We start from the raw sequence: 17154 nt of genomic DNA, 5'->3' as shown, positions 1-17154 counted from the left end.
CGAGGAGCGATAATGGCAACGATTCACGTGGATGGCCGGGACTACGAGGTCGACGGCGCCGATAACCTGCTGCACGCTTGCCTGTCGTTGGGGTTGGATATCCCGTATTTCTGCTGGCACCCGGCCATGGGCAGCGTGGGTGCCTGCCGCCAGTGCGCGGTCAAGCAGTACAAGAACGCTGACGATACTCAGGGCATGTTGGTGATGTCGTGCATGGCACCGGTGCAGGACGATGCCTACATCTCCATCGAGGACGACGAAGCTAAAGCCTTTCGCGAGAATGTCATCGAATGGCTGATGATCAACCACCCGCATGATTGCCCGGTCTGCGAGGAAGGCGGTCACTGCCACCTGCAGGACATGACGGTGATGACCGGTCATGACAGCCGCCGCTACCGTTTTCGCAAGCGTACCCACCAGAATCAGGATCTGGGGCCGTTCATCGGTCATGAGATGAACCGTTGCATCACCTGTTACCGCTGCGTGCGCTTCTATCAGGATTATGCCGGCGGCGGTGACCTGGGCGCCTTCGGGGCGCACGACAACGTCTATTTCGGGCGCTTTCAGGAAGGCACGCTGGAGAGCCCTTTCTCCGGCAACCTCACCGAAGTCTGCCCGACCGGGGTGTTCACCGACCAGACCCATTCCGAGCATTACACTCGTAAGTGGGACCTGCAGTTCGCGCCCAGTGTCTGCCATCAATGCGCAGTGGGCTGCAATATCAGCCCCGGCGAGCGCTATGGCGATATTCGGCGGATCGAGAACCGCTACCACGGCGAAGTGAACCACTATTTCCTTTGCGATCGCGGGCGTTTCGGTTATGGCTACGTGAACCGCGAGGACCGCCCACGCGTACCCGAATGGCGCGAACGCCAGCGTGTCGGCGTCGAGTCCGGCGAGACGGGCGTGGTTGCCGGAACCATCAGTCTGGAAATCGACGATGCGCTGGACCGTGCCGCCGATGGAATGCGCAGCGCGCGCCGCGTGATCGGTATCGGCTCGCCACGGGCGAGCCTCGAGAGCAACCACATGCTGCGTACGCTGGTGGGGGACGCCAACTTCTCCACCGGCATCGATGCCCGCGAGCTTGAGTTGCTGGTACGCATGAACGAGCTCAATACCCGCTGTGGCCTGCCGTCGCCGAGCCTGCGCGAGATCGAAGGCTGCGATGCGGTGTTCGTGCTCGGCGAGGATCTCATCAATAGTGCCGCACGCATGGCGCTGGCCATTCGCCAGGCGGTCAACGCCAAGGGCGAGGCGCTGGCCGCCACGCGCGGCATCCCGTCCTGGAACGCCGAGGCGGTGAAGACGATGGCCCAGGATGAACGTTATCCATTGTTCATGGCCACGCCTGACATGACCGAGCTGGATGCACTGGCGGAGCAGACCTTCAACGCCGCGCCGGATGATATCGCGCGGCTGGGCTTCGCCGTGGCGCACTACATCGATGCCGAGGCGCCCTGCCCGGAGGCCCTCGGCGAGGCGACCTCGGCACTTGCAAAGCGCATCGCCGAGGCCTTGCTGGCGGCACAGCGCCCGTTGGTGGTTTCGGGTGGCTCGCTGGGAACGCCAGCGGTGCTCGAGGCAGCCGGCAACGTGGCACGCGCCTTGGCACGGCGAACACGCCCCGGGGCGTTGTCGTTGGTGCGCCGTGAAGCCAACAGTACCGGTCTGTCGCTACTCGGCGGGGAATCACTGGACTGGGCACTGGAATACCTGATCAGCGGCGAAGCCGATGGCGTGGTGATTCTCGAGAACGATCTTTACATGCGCGCCGACGCAGGCCGGGTTGACGCTGCCTTGAAGCGTGCCGACTGCGTCGTCACGCTCGATCATCAGCGCACCGCGACCTGGGACAAGACGGATATCGGGCTCCCGGCGGCGAGCTTCGCCGAAAGCGATGGCACCCTGGTCAGCCTGGAAGGACGCGCCCAGCGGTTCTATCAGGTCTTCGAGCCTAGTTATATCCGCCCCGAGACACGCATTCGCGAAAGCTGGCGGTGGCTCAACGCGCTCAAGACAAGCGTCGAGCGTCAGGCGGTGACGCCGCTCACCCTCGATGAGGTGACGCGTGATATGGCCATGACATACCCTGCCCTGGCGCCGGCCGGCGATGCCGGCTTGAGTGCCGCCTATCGCGTGCATGGGCTGCGTCTGGCGCGTGAACCTCATCGCTATAGCGGTCGCACCGCGATGCGCGCCAATCTCGATGTCAGCGAACCTCGTGCGCCGCAGGATGCGGATACGCCGTTTGCATTCTCCATGGAAGGCTATGCCGGTTATGCCGAGCCACGCCGTGAAGTGGCGTTCGCCTGGGCCCCGGGGTGGAACTCGCCGCAAGCCTGGAACAAGTTCCAGGACGAGGTCGGTGGGCATCTGCGCGCCGGCGATCCCGGCGTGCGGTTGTTGGGGCCGCTGCCCGGCGATTACGACTATGCGCGTACACTGCCGGCACGCTTCGCCGCACGTGACGATCAATGGCTGGCGGTACCGCAGGCGCGCTTGTTCGGGGGCGACGAAACTTCGTCGCGGGCCGAGCCCATCCAGACGCGCATGACCGAGACATGCTTCACCGTGTCACGCGGTGCCGCCGAGCGGTTGCGGATGTCGCCGGGCGCCACGTTGACGCTCAACCTGGGGGAGCGGCAGCTCACGCTCCCGATAGCGATCAGTGACGTGTGGCCCGATGGCATGGTCGGCGTGCCGGATCAGTCGGGACTGCCACTGACCGCGCCTGAGTGGGCCCATCTCGATGCTCAGGAGGTGCGCGCATGAGCTGGTGGACACCACAGGTCGAGGCAATCGCGTTCGCGCTCTTTCAAGCATTGGTGATCCTGATCGGTGCGGTACTCTCAGGAGCGTTGCTGACCATGGTGGAACGGCGTCTCCTGGGCTTATGGCAGGATCGTCACGGTCCCAACCGCGTCGGGCCGTTCGGGGTGCTGCAGATCCTCGCCGATATGCTCAAGATCCTCTTCAAGGAAGACTGGATCCCGCCGTTCGCCGATCGTACCTTCTTCGTGCTGGCGCCGGCGATCGCCATGGCATCGCTGTTGCTGAGCTTCATGGTCATTCCCATTACGCCCAATTGGGGGGTGGCCGATCTGCATATCGGTTTGCTGTTCTTCTTCGCCATGGCGGGCATCAACGTCTATGCGGTGCTCTTCGGCGGATGGTCGAGCGGCAACAAGTACGCCTTGCTGGGGGCGATGCGTGCCTCGGCACAGACACTGTCCTATGAAGTCTTCATAGGCTTGTCGCTGATGGGGGTGGTGGCCATGGCCGGTTCGTTCAACATGCGCGAGATCGTCGCCGCCCAGGAAACGGTATGGTTCATCGTGCCGCAGTTCTTCGGCTTCTGTACCTTCCTGGTCGCCGGCATTGCCGTGACGCACCGTCACCCGTTCGACCAGCCCGAGGCCGAGCAGGAGCTGGCCGATGGCTATCACGTCGAGTACTCGGGCATGAAATGGGGCATGTTCTTCATCGGCGAGTACGTGGGCATCGTGCTGGTATCGGCGCTGATCGTGACGTTGTTTCTGGGTGGCTGGCACGGTCCGTGGTTGCCGCCTATCGTGTGGTTCCTGCTCAAGACTGCCGTGTTCGTGGGCTTTTTCGTGCTGCTGCGCGCGGCACTGCCGCGTCCTCGCTATGACGCGGTGATGAGCTTCGGGTGGAAGGTCTGCCTGCCACTGACCCTGATCAATTTGCTGGTGACCGGCGCACTGATTCTTGTATTCAGCCCCGCCGGTGGCTAAGCGTCGAGACTGGAGAAGACCGTGAAGATTAAATCATTGCTCGCGGGGACCGGATCGCAGCTACGGACGATGGGCATGGTATTCATGCACTCCTTCCGCAAGCGCGAGACCCTGCAGTACCCGGAAGAACCGGTCTATTTGTCGCCGCGCTATCGCGGACGCATCGTGCTGACCCGCGACCCCGATGGCGAGGAGCGCTGTGTGGCATGCAATCTGTGCGCGGTGGCATGCCCGGTAGCGTGCATTTCGCTGCAGAAAGACGAGCGCGATGATGGCCGCTGGTATCCGGAGTTTTTCCGCATCAATTTTTCGCGCTGCATCTTTTGTGGGCTGTGCGAGGAAGCCTGTCCGACCTCGGCCATCCAGCTTACGCCGGATTTCGAGATGAGCGAGTTTCGGCGTCAGGAATTGGTCTACGAGAAGGAAGACCTGCTGATTTCCGGGCCGGGCAAGGATCATAACTACAACTTCTATCGCGTGGCGGGGCTGTCGATCGCCGGAAAAGACAAGGGTGAGGCGCAGAACGAAGCCGAACCGATTAACGTCAAGTCGTTGATGCCCTGATCAGGGATGCCCTTACCAGGATAGGGAGACACCATGGAAATCGCCTTCTATCTCAGCGCCGTGGTCGCCGTGCTCGCGACGCTTGGGGTGGTGACCGGGCGGCACCCGGTACATGCCTTGCTTTACCTGATCGTCTCGCTGATAGCGGTGGCGATGGTGTTCTTTGCACTCGGAGCGCCCTTCGCCGGGGCGCTGGAAATCATCGTCTACGCCGGCGCGATCATGGTGCTGTTCGTGTTCGTGGTGATGATGCTCAATCTCGGTGAGGCCGCCGCGCAGCAAGAGAGTGCCTGGCTGCGCCCGCGCACCTGGCTGGGGCCGGCGGTGCTCAGCGGTATCTTGTTGTTGGTGCTGCTGGTGACATTGATCGGCGCCGACGTGGGCGGTCGTATCCAGGGTGATACCCTGACCGCCAAGGCGGTGGGCACGCTGCTGTTCGGGCCTTATCTGATCGTCGTCGAACTCGCCGCGATGCTGCTGCTGGCGGCGCTGGTGGCGGCGTCTCACCTGGGGCGCAGCGAAGCGCATGACGAGGCACACACGGTACGCCAAGTCCCGGGTAAGCGTACTGCAGATGGCCGGGGGCGCGCCGCCAGCGAGCGCTCGCTCGGTGACGACACCTCAAGCGAGGAGAATTCACGATGAATGGCGTTCCCATGGAACACGGCCTGATCCTGGCGTCGATCCTCTTCGCGCTGGGCCTGGTGGGGCTGATGATGCGCCGGAACATGCTGTTCGTGCTGATGAGCCTGGAAGTCATGATGAACGCGGCGGGGCTCGCCTTCATCGTTGCGGGAACACGTTGGGGTCAGCCCGACGGCCAGGTGATGTTCCTGCTGGTGATCACTCTGGCGGCGGCCGAGGCAAGCGTGGGGCTGGCGCTGTTGTTGCAGCTCTATCGGCGCTTCAAGACCCTTGATATCGATGCGGCAAGCAGGTTGCGCGGATGAATCTACTCACTCTGACGTTTTTGTTTCCCCTGTTGGGGTGTCTAGTCCTGGCGCTGGGCGGTGATCGCCTGTCGCTGCGTGGCGCGGCGACGGTGGGGGTCACCGCGCTGGGGCTGGCGGCGGCCACGACCGTGTGGGTGGGCCTCGACTTCCTCGGACACGGCTCGGCAGCGCAGGTCATGACGCTGTGGACCTGGATCGACGTGGGCGATTTTCAGTCGTCGATGGGCCTGCTGGTCGATGGGCTGTCGCTGACGATGCTTGGCGTGATTACCGGCGTGGGCTTTTTGATCCATCTGTTTGCGGCCTGGTACATGCGCGGCGACACCGGGGTTCGTCGGTTCTATGCCTACATGAACCTGTTCGTGTTCAGCATGGTGCTGCTGGTGCTGGGCGACAACCTGCTGCTGCTGTATCTCGGTTGGGAAGGCGTCGGCCTGTGCAGCTATCTGCTGATCGGCTACTACTACCATGACTCGGCCAATGGCTGGGCGGCGTTCAAGGCCTTCCTGGTGACGCGTATCGGCGATGTGCTGATGGCGATCGGGCTGTTCATCCTGTTCGTCGAGTTGGGCACGCTGGATATCCAGACGCTGCTGGCGCGGGCGCCGGAGGTCTGGGCGCGCGGCGACCTGATGGTCGAACTGGCGACGTTGATGCTGCTCGGCGGGGCGCTGGGCAAGTCCGCGCAGTTGCCGCTGCATACCTGGCTGGCTGACGCCATGGCCGGCCCCACGCCGGTGTCGGCACTGATCCACGCGGCGACCATGGTCACCGCCGGGGTGTATCTGATCGCGCGTATGCATGGCCTGTTCCTGCTGGCACCGGATGTGCTGACACTGGTGGGCTGGATCGGCGCGGTGACGCTGCTGATGGCTGGGTTCGCCGCCCTGGCGCAGACCGACATCAAGCGCGTGCTGGCCTATTCGACGATGAGCCAGATCGGCTACATGTTCCTGGCCCTAGGTGTGGGAGCCTTCGATGCGGCGATCTTCCATCTGATGATGCACGCCTTCTTCAAGGCGTTGCTGTTCCTCTCGGCCGGCTCGGTGATCGTCTCCTGCCATCACGAGCAGGACATGCGCCGTCTCGGCGGATTGTGGCGCAAGTTGCCGCTCGCCTATGCCGGGTTCGTGGTAGGCGGTTCGGCCCTGATGGCGTTGCCGTTCGTGACGGCGGGCTTCTACAGCAAGGACGAAATCCTCTGGGAAGCGCTGGCGTCCGGCCATATCGGCTTGCTGATGGCGGGTCTGGTCGGCGCACTGCTGACCTCGCTGTATACCGTGCGCTTGATCGTCGGTACCTTCCACGGCACGCCGGGCAGCGATCACAGCCGGCACGCCGAGGGTGGTCGCGGTCTGGTACATGGCGTGCCGCTGGTCGTGTTGATCGTGCTCTCGACGCTGGTGGGTGCCTGGATTCATCCGCCGCTCGACGAGGTGCTGCCGGCCAGTCCCGGTGCGACGCAAGAAGCCGGACGCCATGTGCTGGAGGTCATTGCCATGCTGGTGGCGGTGGGCGGCGCGGCCGTGGCGTTGTGGCTGTTCGTGTGGCGGCGGGAGATGGTGGCGCGCCTGGTGGCCCTGCCGGAAGGCGCGCGCCTGTGGCGCTTGTGGCATCACGCCTGGGGCTTCGATGCCCTCTACGATGTGGTGCTGGTCAAGCCGTTCCGTGGCCTGGTGTGGCTGTGGCGTAGCGACTGGATCAACGGAGTGTGCAATCTGGTGCCGTTGCTGGCGCGCGGCCTGCGCTGGCTGTTGACGCGTTCTCAGACGGGGCGGCTGCGCCACTATGCCGTTTCGATGACGCTGGGCGCGACCGTGGTGCTGATCTTCCTGGCTTTGGGGTAAGCGATGTACGACTTGAAGAAAGACACCGGTGGCAGGAATAGCAGGCTAACGTGGCAAGCTGAGGGGGCGCAGCGCTGATGATTCTTGTCTGGTTGATTCTGATTCCTTTCATCGGCGGGTTGCTGTGCTGGCAAGCCGAACGCTTCGGTGAGCAATCGCCGCGCTGGATTGCCCTGGGCACCATGCTGCTCGAACTGGCACTGGTTCTGGGCGTGTGGTGGCATGGCGATTATGGCCTGAACGCCGCGCAGGGTGCCTCGGACTGGGCTCTCGAGTGGCGCGCCGACTGGATTCCCCGCTTCGGGATCGAGGTGCACCTGGCACTGGATGGCCTGTCGCTGATCATGATCGCGCTCACCGGGCTACTCGGGGTGCTGGCGGTGGTGTGCTCGTGGCACGAGATCTCGCGGCGCATCGGCTTCTTCCACCTCAACCTGTTGTGGATTCTCGGTGGCGTGGTGGGCGTCTTCCTGGCCATCGACCTGTTCCTGTTCTTCTTCTTCTGGGAGATGATGCTGGTCCCCATGTACTTCCTCATCGCGCTATGGGGGCACAGCGGTTCCACGGGTAACACGCGCATCCAGGCGGCGACGAAATTCTTCATCTATACCCAGGCTAGCGGGCTGTTGATGCTGGTGGCCATTCTCGGCCTGGTGTTTGCGCATCACGCCGCCACCGGAGAATACAGCTTCAGCTACGAGGCGCTGCGGCATACCGCGCAGAACGAGCTCTCGCCCCAGATGGCGTGGTGGTTGATGCTCGGCTTCTTCATCGCCTTTGCGGTCAAGATGCCGGTGGTGCCGCTGCATGGGTGGCTACCCGACGCGCATGCCCAGGCGCCCACTGCGGGGAGTGTCGACCTGGCGGGTATCCTGCTCAAGACCGCCGCCTACGGCATGTTGCGCTTCGCCTTGCCGCTGTTTCCCGAGGCCTCCCAGGCCTTCGCGCCGATCGCGATGGGCCTGGGGGTTCTGGGCATTTTCTACGGCGCGATCCTGGCGTGTGGCCAGCATGACCTGAAACGTCTAGTCGCCTATTCCAGCATTTCCCACATGGGCTTCGTGCTGATCGGCATCTACAGCAGTACCGAGCTGGCGCTACAGGGCGTCGTGATATTGATGGTTGCCCATGCCTTCTCGGCCTCGGGGTTGTTCATCATCAGTGGCCAGCTCTACGAGCGCCTGCATACCCGCGACATGCGCCTGATGGGTGGCCTGTGGGGCCGCATCAAGGGCCTGCCGGGCATCGCACTGTGCTTTGTGGCGGCCTCGATGGGCCTCCCGGGTACCGCCAATTTTGTGGGCGAGTTCCTGGTGCTGTTCGGCTCCTTCGATGCCTGGCCCTGGGTGGTTGTGGTCGCCAGTGGTGGCTTCGTACTGGCGGCGATCTATTCGCTGTTCATCATGCAACGCGTCTACTTCGGTCCGGCCAAGGAAGAAACGCCGCTGGGCGGGCTCGATGGCCGCGAAACCGTGATGATGCTCGGCCTGCTGGTCCTGGTATTGTGGGTCGGGCTTTATCCCGGCCCATTGCTGGACACCTCGCAGGCGGCGATGCAAAACGTGGAGCACATCATGACGCTGGAAGAAACGCCTGCCATGCCTGAGGAGACGCCATGACGCCGTTGCTAGCACTTTCACCGCTGATCCTCGTCTGCGCCACGGCCATCGTGGTGATGCTGACCATTGCGTGGCGTCGGCATCACGACCTGACGGCGACGTTGACCGTGATCGGCCTCAACCTGGCACTGGTGGCACAGATTCTGGTCTGGTGGCTGGCGCCGCTCGACGTGACGCCGCTAATGAGGGTAGACGGCCTGTCGATCTTCGGCGGGGTGCTGATCCTCGGCGCCACGCTGGCCTGCGCCACGCTGGGCCATGCCTATCTGGAAGGCGCGCGCGGTCCGCGCGAGGAATATTATCTGCTGCTGTTGTGTGCCGCCGCCGGCGGGATTGCGCTGGTGAGCAGTCGCCATCTGGCCTCGTTGTTCTTCAGTCTGGAACTGCTGTCGATGCCGCTTTACGGCATGCTGGCTTACACCTATCGCGAGCGGGGCGCCTTGGAAGCGGGCGTCAAGTACATGGTGCTTTCCGCAGCGGCCTCGGCCTTCTTGTTGTTCGGCATGGCGCTTTTGTATGCGCGTACCGGCCATCTCGATTTCGCCGGGCTGGGTGGGGCGTTGGCCTCGGCAGGCGGCGATGGATGGTTGCTGGCCGGGATGGGCCTGATGATCGTCGGGCTGGGCTTCAAGCTTTCCATCGTGCCGTTCCATCTGTGGACGCCGGACGTCTACGAAGGTAGTCCCACCCCGGCGGCCACCTTCCTGGCCTCGGCCAGCAAGGTGGCGGTATTGGTGGTCTTGCTGCGCCTGTTGCAGTCCGCCCCGGCGGCCCAGGATGCCTGGCTGCACAGCCTGCTCGCCGTGCTTGCCTTCGTGACCATGCTGGGCGGCAACCTGCTGGCGTTGATGCAGCAAGATCTCAAGCGCTTGCTGGGCTACTCCTCGATCGCGCATTTCGGCTATCTGCTGGTAGCGCTGGTGATCAACGAGGGACTGGCGGTGGAAACCGCAGGTATCTATCTGGTGACCTATGTGCTGACGACGCTGGGTGCGTTCGGGGTAGTGACGCTGCTGTCGAGCCCCTACGGCGGTGCCGATGCCAGTCGCTTGCATCATTACCGTGGCTTGTTCTGGCGGCGGCCCTACCTGACCGCAGTGCTGACGGTGATGATGCTGTCGCTGGCGGGCATTCCCTTGACTGCGGGCTTCATCGGCAAGTTCTACATCGTCGCGGTAGGGGTCGAAGCCAGCCGCTGGTGGTTAGTCGGCGCTGTGGTGGCGGGGAGCGCCATCGGCCTTTACTACTATCTACGCGTGATGGTGACGCTCTTTCTGCCCGAGCCGGGCATGCAGCGCCGTGACGCGACCACCGACTGGGCGCAACGCGCCGGCGGCGTGGTGGTGCTGGCGCTGGCGGCCCTGGTCGTGCTGCTGGGGGTCTATCCCGCGCCGATGATCGAGTGGGTGCGGCTCATGGCCGCGACGTAAGCGTCGCGGCTGTGCTGATGCGGTGCCGCTCGCTCACGAGGCGGCATTGTCATTGGGCATGCTGCGTAGGCAGGCGGTGGGCAGTTGAATGTCTACTGCCACCGGCAGATGGTCGGAAAAAAGCCGGTCGAGCACCTCGAAGCGTTCGGCGTGCAAGGCGTCGGAGATCAGGATGTGATCGAGTGCGCGGCGTGGCTGCCAGGCGGGATACGACAACGGCATCGCCACGGGATGCAGCGGCAGCGCATGGCAGAAGCGCTGGTGGGCATTGATCTGATCCGGCGTGCAGTTGAGATCGCCCATCACGACCACGTGGCGTAGCGGTTGAATGAGCTCGCTCAAGTAGTCGAGTTGCCGGGTACGTGCGCGATGCCCCAGCGCCAGGTGCGCCACGACCAGGTGCAGGGCATCCGGGCCGTCGCCGAAGCGCGCGTGAATGGCGCCGCGTCCCGGTAACGTGCCGGGCAGGCGATACTCGTCTATCTGGCGCGGTGTCAGACGCGACAGCAGGCCGTTGCTGTGCTGGGCGACACGCCCCAGGTTGCGGTTGAGCTGTTGGTAGTAGTGAGGAAACTCGGCCCGTGTGGCGAGATATTCGACCTGATTGACGTGCCCCGAGCGGAAACTGCCCCCATCGACTTCCTGAAGGCCGACGATGTCGTAACCGCGCAGCATGTCGCCGATCAGATCGAGGCGCCCCTGGCGCTTGGGGTGCGGCAACAGATGCTGCCAACTGCGTGTCAGATAGTGATGATAGGCCGAGGTATGAATGCCGACCTGCAAGTTGCAGGTCAGCAGGCGTAGCGAGCGGGGCGTCTGGGAAGCAGGCGCCACGGCAGTGGCGTTACTCATTGCGTTCGCTGCGTACCTTGTCGATCAGGGCATCGGCGATCTTGGGCATGTTCTCCAGCGAGCCGGCGCTGCTGGGCGTGATGACGTAATGACCGTCGACGATCAGGGCGGGGACCCCCATGATCTTGTAGCTACGCATCTTGGCGTTGGCGCGATTGATCTGGCTTTTCACGCCGAAGGACTCGAGTGCCTCGAGCGCGTCGTCCTTGCTGACATCGTAATGAGTGAAGAACTCGGCGATGTCGTCCGGTTTGGTGAGGCGCTGGCCTCCCTCGTGGATGGCATCGAAGAAATCGCTGTGCATTTCTTTCTGGATGCCCAACGCCTTGGCAGCGTAGAAGGCGCGTGCATGCTTGGTCCAGGTATCGCCCATGGTGGCCGGGATGCGCTGAAAGGCGACATCGTCGGGCAGCTCGTCGACCCATGCATTGAGTGGCTCTTCAAGAGCGTAGCAATGCGGGCAGCCGTACCAGAATACCTCGTTGACCTCGATCTTGCCGTCCGGTACTTCGGTCTTCACGGGCTCGTCGAGTACCTCGTAATCTTCTCCGGCAACCGGGTCGGCGGCCATGGCCAGCGTCGATAAACTCAGTCCGGTGACCAGCACCAGCAGTGACTTCAACATGCATCTCTCCTTGGCTTGCATAAAAAACGGAAAACGGGTGGCGAACCTTCGTCGCCTCCCATGGTGACACCTTTGAGCCGCTTCAGTGTCTCGGGTTCCCTAGCGACTCATGCGATACACGGTCTTGGCCCTCAGTTTCCCAGTGATACCACCCCGGCGGGCACCGAGGAAAGAGGGATCTCATGGAAAGGGTGGCTGTTGCCATGCTCTATCTTGCGGTGCGCATCGAGAGCGCCATGAGACGCGGCCTCGGCGCATAATGATACACTGTGTGGCAAACGGCCCACTCCATGGACATTCGCCGCTCTCGGGCGGCAGGCTCAGTCGAGACTCATCATGCAAGATGGCAAGATCAACTACCAGACCGCGCGTTTTTTGATCAGCGCGCCGCGCTTGGCTTTGTGCCCTCCGGATACGGGGGCGGAAGTGGCATTCGCGGGGCGTTCCAATGCCGGCAAGTCCAGCGCGATCAACGCCCTGACTCAGCAGAAGGCGCTGGCGCGTACCTCGAAGACGCCGGGGCGCACGCAACTGATCAACTTCTTCACCCTCGCCAACGACGAGGCGTACCGGTTGGTGGATCTGCCCGGTTACGGCTTCGCCAAGGTGCCGGACCAGGTCAAGCTGGAGTGGCAGCGTCACTTGAGCGAGTACCTGTACGAGCGCGAAACGCTCAGGGGCCTGATGCTGGTCATGGACGTGCGGCACCCGCTGAGCGAATTCGACCAGATGATGCTGGGCTGGGCCGACGAAAAGGGCATGCCTGTGCATATCCTGCTGACCAAGGCCGATAAGCTCAAGTCCGGCGCCGCCAAGTCTTCGCTGCTGGCGGTGCGGCGTCAGCTCGCCGAGTGGGAAGACCTGGTCAGCGTGCAGTTGTTCTCGGCGCTCAAGCGGCAAGGCGTCGATGGAGCGTGCGCGCGCATGGATGCCTGGCTCTGTGAGCGGGATGCCGTGTGACGCGTCAACCTACCCTGCCAGCCTGGCGAGTAGGGTTGGCAGTTCACGTACATGCGTGAGGCGATGCACGCCGGGTGGCAGCTCGCGCGAGCCTTCATTCTTGGCGTCGATCCAGGCGACGTGCATGCCCAGGCGCTGCGCGGGTAGCACGTCCTCGCGCCAGGAGTCGCCGACATGCAGGGCCTGTGACGGCCGGGCACGAAGCCTTGCCAGTGCGGCGAGGAAAGCGCGCGGGTCGGGCTTGGGGGCATGCAGTTCGCCTGCGGCGATCATCACGCTGAAATGGTCGGCCAGATCCAGGCGCTTGAGGTCGGCGTTGCCGTTGGTGATCGCGGCGATCCGATAGTCCTGGCGCAGCGTGTCGAACATGGCCGCCACCTCGGGATAGGGCGTGAGGTCATGGCGCAGATCGAGAAAATGCGCGATGGCATGCGCTGCCCACAGACGCGCCCGCAGGCGAGGCAGCCCGTAGGTTTCCACCAACTCGAACAACGCGCGTTCGCGAATCCAGGTGAAGTCGCCGCGCTTGAGCGGAAAGCGTCGCGCCACGTCGAGACGGTGCTGCTGATACGTGCTCAACGGGTAATCTGTCATGAATGCGCGGGTGGCGTCTGGTGAGGCGGCGGCGAGGGCATCGCTGAGCCATTGATAATGCCCGGTTTCGGCACGCTCGAGAACCGGGCGGTTGTTCCACAGCGTGTCATCGAGATCGAAGGTCAGCGCGGTTATCGCCATTGGGGTCGCCTCTAGAGCCGTGAGTCAGAAATGTGAGTCTCAGCCTTCGCCGGGCGTTTTGTGACGCCGGGCGCGGGGATGTGCCTGATCGTAGGCGTCGGCGAGATGCTGCCAGTCGAGCCGGGTATAGACCTGTGTGGTAGACAGATTGGCATGCCCCAGCAGTTCCTGGACGGCACGCAGGTCCTGGCTCGATTCGAGCATATGGCTGGCGAAGGAGTGGCGCAGGCGATGCGGATGCAGATGTTCGGGCAGGCCGCGCTCGCGGGCAAGATGCACGAGGCGCTTCTGCACCGCACGATGCCCGAGGCGTGCACCACGCTGACCGACGAACAGCGCACTTTCCTGCTCGTCGGCCAACTGACCACGGACCTCGAGCCATGTTGCCAGCGCTGCCTGGGCACGACTGCCGAGGGGCATCTGGCGCGGCTTGCTGCCCTTGCCCATGACCCGCACGCGGCGCGCCTCCAGATCGGTGATATTCAGCGCCGTCAACTCCGCCAGACGCAGCCCGCAGGAGTAGAACAGCTCCAGCATGGCCTGGTCGCGCACGGCCAGTGGGGTGTCGTCGTGTGGCGTGTCCAGGAAGCGTGATAACTGATCGACATCCACCGGACGCGGCAGGTGCTGAGGTTGCCGGGGTGTCTGGGTCAAGGCTACGGGATTGTGAGCGAGCACGCCGCTGTGCACCAGGTGATCGGCGAAGCGCGATAGCGCGGCACGGCGCCGGGCGAGACTGCGCGGGGCCAGGCCTCGGGTGCGTTCGGCGCCCAGGAAGCGGCGCACCAGGGCGACATCCAGCGTGGACCAGGCGTCGATGTCATGCGCTTCGAGGAAATGCGCCAGCGCGGTCAGGTCGCGTCGATAGGCATCCAGCGTCGCGGGGCTGGCATACCCCGCCAGGGCGCGCAGGAAATCTTCAATCGCGGCGTGCATGCGGGGTATCCAGTCGGATAAGCAAGCGCCCGACGATTTCGCCGAGGTAATCGGTGAACAGGGTATCGAGCGTGGCACGAAAGTGCTCGCTCTCCTGGCTGGCCAGCAGCAGGTAGCCGAGCGGCTCGCCCATGGTCAGGCGCGTCACGGCGCATGAGCCGCTGCTCTCGGGCGGTTCGGAATGCGGGAGGAGATGTTGCCACGCTTCCCGCGAGAGCTGGGTACAGCGGCTGTTGTGGCCGTCGAGAAGATGCTCCAGGGCGTCGCGGGCGGGGTCATCGAGGCACAAACGGGGTGGCTGCACGGCGCTGCCATCGTGAGGCGAGTCCAGCCACAAGGCGACCGCCTGGGTGCGAAATCGCTCGCTGAGCTGAGTCGATAATGCCTCGCCCAGTGCATCGACGTTTTCCGCTTCGAGCAATGCCAGGATCAGTGTGCGTGTGCGCTGGTACTGCGCCTCGTTGTGGCGCGCCGTCTCCAGCAGATGCTCGAGGCGCCATTCGGCGGTCTCGGCACGCTCGCGCAGGTCGTGCACCAGGCGTTCGAGCAGTGAAATAGCGCCTTGGGTCTGGGGATGCGGCACCTTGAGCTGTTGCAGCAGTCCCTCTCGGCCGACGAAGAAGTCGGGATGACGGGCCAGCCAATGCGCAACACGCTCGGGGTCGAGCGTCGTGCGCGGCTCGGGCGCCTGGGCTTGGGACATGCGTATGTTCTCCTGTGTTTCCGTCTTGCGTGCCGTATCGTTGTTTGCAGGTTCTCCGGGCACTCGGCAATGCTGCTAAGGCAGCGCGATACGTCCCTCGAAGACGCTGGTAGCGGGGCCGATCATCACCATGGGGGCGTCCTCGGCGGGCCATTCCACGGTTAGTGTGCCACCGGGTAGGTGAACATCGACGGGACTCTCGAACAACCCGCGTCGGATGCCGGTGGCCACCGCTGCGCAGGCGCCGGTGCCGCAGGCCAGCGTTTCGCCGCTACCACGTTCGAAGACCCGCAGGCGCGCCTCGTGACGCGAGACGACCTGCAGGAAGCCCACGTTGACGCGTCGAGGGAAGCGCACGTGGCGTTCGATGAGCGGGCCCAGGTGTGCTACCGGTGCGCTATCGGCATCGTCGACCACGAGGACGGCGTGGGGGTTGCCCATTGAGACCACGCCGATTTCCCAGCGTGTGTCGTCGACCTCCAGGGTATGCGTGGGCGCATCGGTCGGGGCGTCGAAGGGCACCGCCTCGGGGGCGAAACGCGGCACACCCATGTTCACGCGGACCCGCTCGTCTTCCTCGACGCGCAGGGTCAGGGGCCCGGCCTGGGTTTCGACGCGGATTTCGCGCTTGTGGGTTAGCCCCGCTCCGCGTACGAAACGCGCGAAGCAGCGGGCGCCGTTACCGCAATTCTCCACCTCGTGGCCGTCGGCGTTGAAGATGCGGTAACGGAAATCCATCTCCGGGTCGCGTGGCGGCTCGACCAGCAGCAACTGATCGAAACCGATGCCGAGATGACGGTTGGCCAACTGCTGGATGCGTTCGGTGTCGAGTCGCGCCCGCTGGGTGACCAGGTCGACCACCATGAAGTCATTGCCCAGCCCGTGCATCTTGGTGAAATGCAGCAGCATCAGGAGGTCTCCGCCAGGCGATGCTCGCCGGCCCACAAGTCGGCGAGCGTCTCGCGTTCGCGCACGACCTGCGCGCTGTCGCCGTCGACCATGATCTCGGCGGGACGCGGCCGGCTGTTGTAGTTGGAGGCCATCACGAAGCCGTAAGCCCCGGCCGAGCGCACTGCGAGCAGATCGCCCGGCGCGATGGCCAGTTCACGCGCCTTGCCGAGGAAGTCGCCGGTTTCACAGACCGGACCGACCACGTCGTAGAGCGCCGTCTCACGGGGCGCTCGAGTATCGACCGGGACGATGCGTTGCCATGCTTCATACAGCGCGGGACGAATCAGGTCGTTCATGCCGGCGTCGACGATGGCGAAATGCTGGGTCTCGCCGGGCTTCAGGTATTCGACGCGGGTCACCAGCACGCCGGCGTTGGCGGCGATCGAGCGGCCCGGCTCGAAGAGCAGCGTCAGGTCGCGGCCGTCGAGGCGCTCGAGCAGGGCTCGGGCATAGTCGTAGGGCGCGGGCGGTTGCTCGTCTTGATAGGGCACGCCGAGGCCGCCACCCAGGTCGAGATGCTCGATGGTAATGCCCGCCTCGTGCAGGCGGTCGAGCAATACCAGCAGTCGATCCAGGGCGTCGAGGAAGGGCGCCAGTTCGGTGAGCTGCGAACCGATGTGGCAATCCAGCCCGACGACCTCGAGATTCTCCAGCTCGGCGGCCCGCTGATAGACCGCGAAGGCGTCGTCGACGGCGATGCCGAACTTGTTGGCCTTGAGACCGGTGGAAATATACGGGTGGGTCCTGGCGTCGACGTCGGGATTGACGCGCAGCGAGACTCGCGCCACCTGGCCGCAGTCACCGGCGACCTGGTTCAGACGCTCGAGCTCGGGCAGCGACTCCACGTTGAAGCACTTGATGCCGACTTCCAATGCGCGTGCCATCTCGTCAGCCTGCTTGGCGACGCCGGAAAACACCACCTTGGCGGGGTCGCCGCCGGCGGCCAGTACGCGCTCCAGCTCGCCCTGGGAGACGATGTCGAACCCCGCGCCGAGGCGTGCCAACAGGTCGAGTACGGCGAGGTTGGCATTGGCCTTCACTGCGTAGCAGATCAGGTGCGGATGCTCGCCCAGCGCCTCGCTGTAGGCCTTGAAGTGACGCGTGAAGGTCGCCCGCGAGTATACGTAACAGGGCGTGCCGAAACGCTTGGCGATGTCGGCCAGTGGGACGTCTTCAGCGTAGAGTTGGCCGTCGCGGTAGTTGAAATGATCCATCGTCAGT

At 64.0% G+C, this 17154-nt stretch carries 16 protein-coding genes; 9 read left to right on the top strand and 7 right to left on the bottom strand.

Annotated elements, in window-relative coordinates; genetic code table 11:
• The first annotated feature begins 12 nt into the window (after positions 1–12).
• The 8 genes from nuoG to nuoN all read left to right on the top strand — a co-directional run bounded on the left by nuoG (position 13) and on the right by nuoN (position 10171).
• The gene (gene nuoG, locus L1073_RS05720; RefSeq protein WP_246897500.1) at positions 13–2775 is read left to right on the top strand and encodes an NADH-quinone oxidoreductase subunit NuoG; all 2763 of its coding nucleotides are present in this window, start codon (positions 13–15) and stop codon (positions 2773–2775) included.
• A complete protein-coding gene (gene nuoH / locus L1073_RS05715; RefSeq protein ID WP_246897498.1) occupies positions 2772–3758 on the top strand; it encodes an NADH-quinone oxidoreductase subunit NuoH in 987 nt (328 codons plus the stop codon). Before nuoG ends, nuoH begins: the two co-directional genes overlap by 4 nt.
• Before the next feature lie 21 nt (positions 3759–3779).
• Positions 3780–4322, top strand: a complete 543-nt coding sequence (gene nuoI, locus L1073_RS05710; protein WP_246897496.1) for an NADH-quinone oxidoreductase subunit NuoI — start codon at positions 3780–3782, stop codon at positions 4320–4322.
• Between the two features lie 33 nt (positions 4323–4355).
• Positions 4356–4967, top strand: coding sequence for an NADH-quinone oxidoreductase subunit J (gene nuoJ / locus L1073_RS05705; protein ID WP_246897495.1), 612 nt, complete (start codon positions 4356–4358; stop codon positions 4965–4967).
• The gene (nuoK, locus tag L1073_RS05700) at positions 4964–5272 is read left to right on the top strand and encodes an NADH-quinone oxidoreductase subunit NuoK (protein ID WP_075369724.1); all 309 of its coding nucleotides are present in this window, start codon (positions 4964–4966) and stop codon (positions 5270–5272) included. Before nuoJ ends, nuoK begins: the two co-directional genes overlap by 4 nt.
• Entirely contained in the window at positions 5269–7122 is a 1854-nt protein-coding gene (gene nuoL, locus L1073_RS05695; protein WP_246897493.1) for an NADH-quinone oxidoreductase subunit L, read from the top strand. The genes nuoK and nuoL overlap by 4 nt, the downstream gene beginning before the upstream one ends.
• Before the next feature lie 77 nt (positions 7123–7199).
• A complete protein-coding gene (gene nuoM, locus L1073_RS05690; RefSeq protein ID WP_246897491.1) occupies positions 7200–8741 on the top strand; it encodes an NADH-quinone oxidoreductase subunit M in 1542 nt (513 codons plus the stop codon).
• Positions 8738–10171 (top strand): NADH-quinone oxidoreductase subunit NuoN, encoded by a 1434-nt coding sequence (gene nuoN, locus L1073_RS05685; RefSeq protein ID WP_246897490.1) that lies wholly within the window; start codon positions 8738–8740, stop codon positions 10169–10171. Before nuoM ends, nuoN begins: the two co-directional genes overlap by 4 nt.
• 33 nt (positions 10172–10204) lie before the next feature.
• On the opposite strand, the gene L1073_RS05680 is transcribed toward nuoN, so the two are convergent.
• The gene (locus L1073_RS05680; protein WP_246897488.1) at positions 10205–11023 is read right to left on the bottom strand and encodes an endonuclease/exonuclease/phosphatase family protein; all 819 of its coding nucleotides are present in this window, start codon (positions 11021–11023) and stop codon (positions 10205–10207) included.
• On the bottom strand, positions 11016–11648 hold the full coding sequence (locus tag L1073_RS05675; RefSeq protein WP_246897487.1) for a thiol:disulfide interchange protein DsbA/DsbL: 633 nt from the start codon (positions 11646–11648) through the stop codon (positions 11016–11018). The genes L1073_RS05680 and L1073_RS05675 overlap by 8 nt, the downstream gene beginning before the upstream one ends.
• Before the next feature lie 336 nt (positions 11649–11984).
• Between L1073_RS05675 and yihA the strand changes: the two genes are divergently transcribed.
• On the top strand, positions 11985–12608 hold the full coding sequence (gene yihA, locus L1073_RS05670) for a ribosome biogenesis GTP-binding protein YihA/YsxC (RefSeq protein ID WP_246897485.1): 624 nt from the start codon (positions 11985–11987) through the stop codon (positions 12606–12608).
• A gap of 9 nt (positions 12609–12617) precedes the next feature.
• On the opposite strand, the gene L1073_RS05665 is transcribed toward yihA, so the two are convergent.
• From L1073_RS05665 to lysA, 5 genes are all read right to left on the bottom strand, one after another.
• On the bottom strand, positions 12618–13343 hold the full coding sequence (locus tag L1073_RS05665; RefSeq protein WP_246897484.1) for an HAD family hydrolase: 726 nt from the start codon (positions 13341–13343) through the stop codon (positions 12618–12620).
• A gap of 39 nt (positions 13344–13382) precedes the next feature.
• The gene (locus tag L1073_RS05660) at positions 13383–14279 is read right to left on the bottom strand and encodes a tyrosine recombinase XerC (RefSeq protein WP_246897482.1); all 897 of its coding nucleotides are present in this window, start codon (positions 14277–14279) and stop codon (positions 13383–13385) included.
• Positions 14263–14982 carry a DUF484 family protein gene (locus tag L1073_RS05655; protein ID WP_246897481.1) on the bottom strand — a complete coding sequence of 240 codons (720 nt, stop codon included), beginning with the start codon at positions 14980–14982 and terminating at the stop codon, positions 14263–14265. The genes L1073_RS05660 and L1073_RS05655 overlap by 17 nt, the downstream gene beginning before the upstream one ends.
• Positions 14983–15057: 75 nt before the next feature.
• Positions 15058–15891, bottom strand: a complete 834-nt coding sequence (dapF, locus tag L1073_RS05650) for a diaminopimelate epimerase (RefSeq protein ID WP_246897479.1) — start codon at positions 15889–15891, stop codon at positions 15058–15060.
• Complete coding sequence (gene lysA / locus L1073_RS05645; RefSeq protein WP_246897477.1) at positions 15891–17147, bottom strand: diaminopimelate decarboxylase; 1257 nt, start codon at positions 17145–17147, stop codon at positions 15891–15893. Before lysA ends, dapF begins: the two co-directional genes overlap by 1 nt.
• Positions 17148–17154 lie beyond the last annotated feature (7 nt).

The sequence above is a fragment of the Chromohalobacter nigrandesensis genome (assembly GCF_023061285.1).
Taxonomy (GTDB): Bacteria; Pseudomonadota; Gammaproteobacteria; order Pseudomonadales; family Halomonadaceae; genus Chromohalobacter; species Chromohalobacter nigrandesensis.
Note: the sequence above shows the minus strand (reverse complement) of the source record. Positions and strands in the feature narration are given on the sequence as shown.

Excerpts from the sequence above, each read along its gene's own strand:
- nuoG (WP_246897500.1), top strand. The coding sequence starts at position 13 with ATGGCAACGATTCACGTGGATGGCCGGGACTACGAGGTCGACGGCGCC.
- nuoH (WP_246897498.1), top strand. The coding sequence starts at position 2,772 with ATGAGCTGGTGGACACCACAGGTCGAGGCAATCGCGTTCGCGCTCTTT.
- nuoJ (WP_246897495.1), top strand. The coding sequence starts at position 4,356 with ATGGAAATCGCCTTCTATCTCAGCGCCGTGGTCGCCGTGCTCGCGACG.
- nuoK (WP_075369724.1), top strand. The coding sequence starts at position 4,964 with ATGAATGGCGTTCCCATGGAACACGGCCTGATCCTGGCGTCGATCCTC.
- nuoL (WP_246897493.1), top strand. The coding sequence starts at position 5,269 with ATGAATCTACTCACTCTGACGTTTTTGTTTCCCCTGTTGGGGTGTCTA.
- nuoM (WP_246897491.1), top strand. The coding sequence starts at position 7,200 with ATGATTCTTGTCTGGTTGATTCTGATTCCTTTCATCGGCGGGTTGCTG.
- nuoN (WP_246897490.1), top strand. The coding sequence starts at position 8,738 with ATGACGCCGTTGCTAGCACTTTCACCGCTGATCCTCGTCTGCGCCACG.
- L1073_RS05680 (WP_246897488.1), bottom strand. The coding sequence starts at position 11,023 with ATGAGTAACGCCACTGCCGTGGCGCCTGCTTCCCAGACGCCCCGCTCG.
- L1073_RS05675 (WP_246897487.1), bottom strand. The coding sequence starts at position 11,648 with ATGTTGAAGTCACTGCTGGTGCTGGTCACCGGACTGAGTTTATCGACG.
- yihA (WP_246897485.1), top strand. The coding sequence starts at position 11,985 with ATGCAAGATGGCAAGATCAACTACCAGACCGCGCGTTTTTTGATCAGC.
- L1073_RS05665 (WP_246897484.1), bottom strand. The coding sequence starts at position 13,343 with ATGGCGATAACCGCGCTGACCTTCGATCTCGATGACACGCTGTGGAAC.
- L1073_RS05660 (WP_246897482.1), bottom strand. The coding sequence starts at position 14,279 with ATGCACGCCGCGATTGAAGATTTCCTGCGCGCCCTGGCGGGGTATGCC.
- L1073_RS05655 (WP_246897481.1), bottom strand. The coding sequence starts at position 14,982 with ATGTCCCAAGCCCAGGCGCCCGAGCCGCGCACGACGCTCGACCCCGAG.
- dapF (WP_246897479.1), bottom strand. The coding sequence starts at position 15,891 with ATGCTGCTGCATTTCACCAAGATGCACGGGCTGGGCAATGACTTCATG.
- lysA (WP_246897477.1), bottom strand. The coding sequence starts at position 17,147 with ATGGATCATTTCAACTACCGCGACGGCCAACTCTACGCTGAAGACGTC.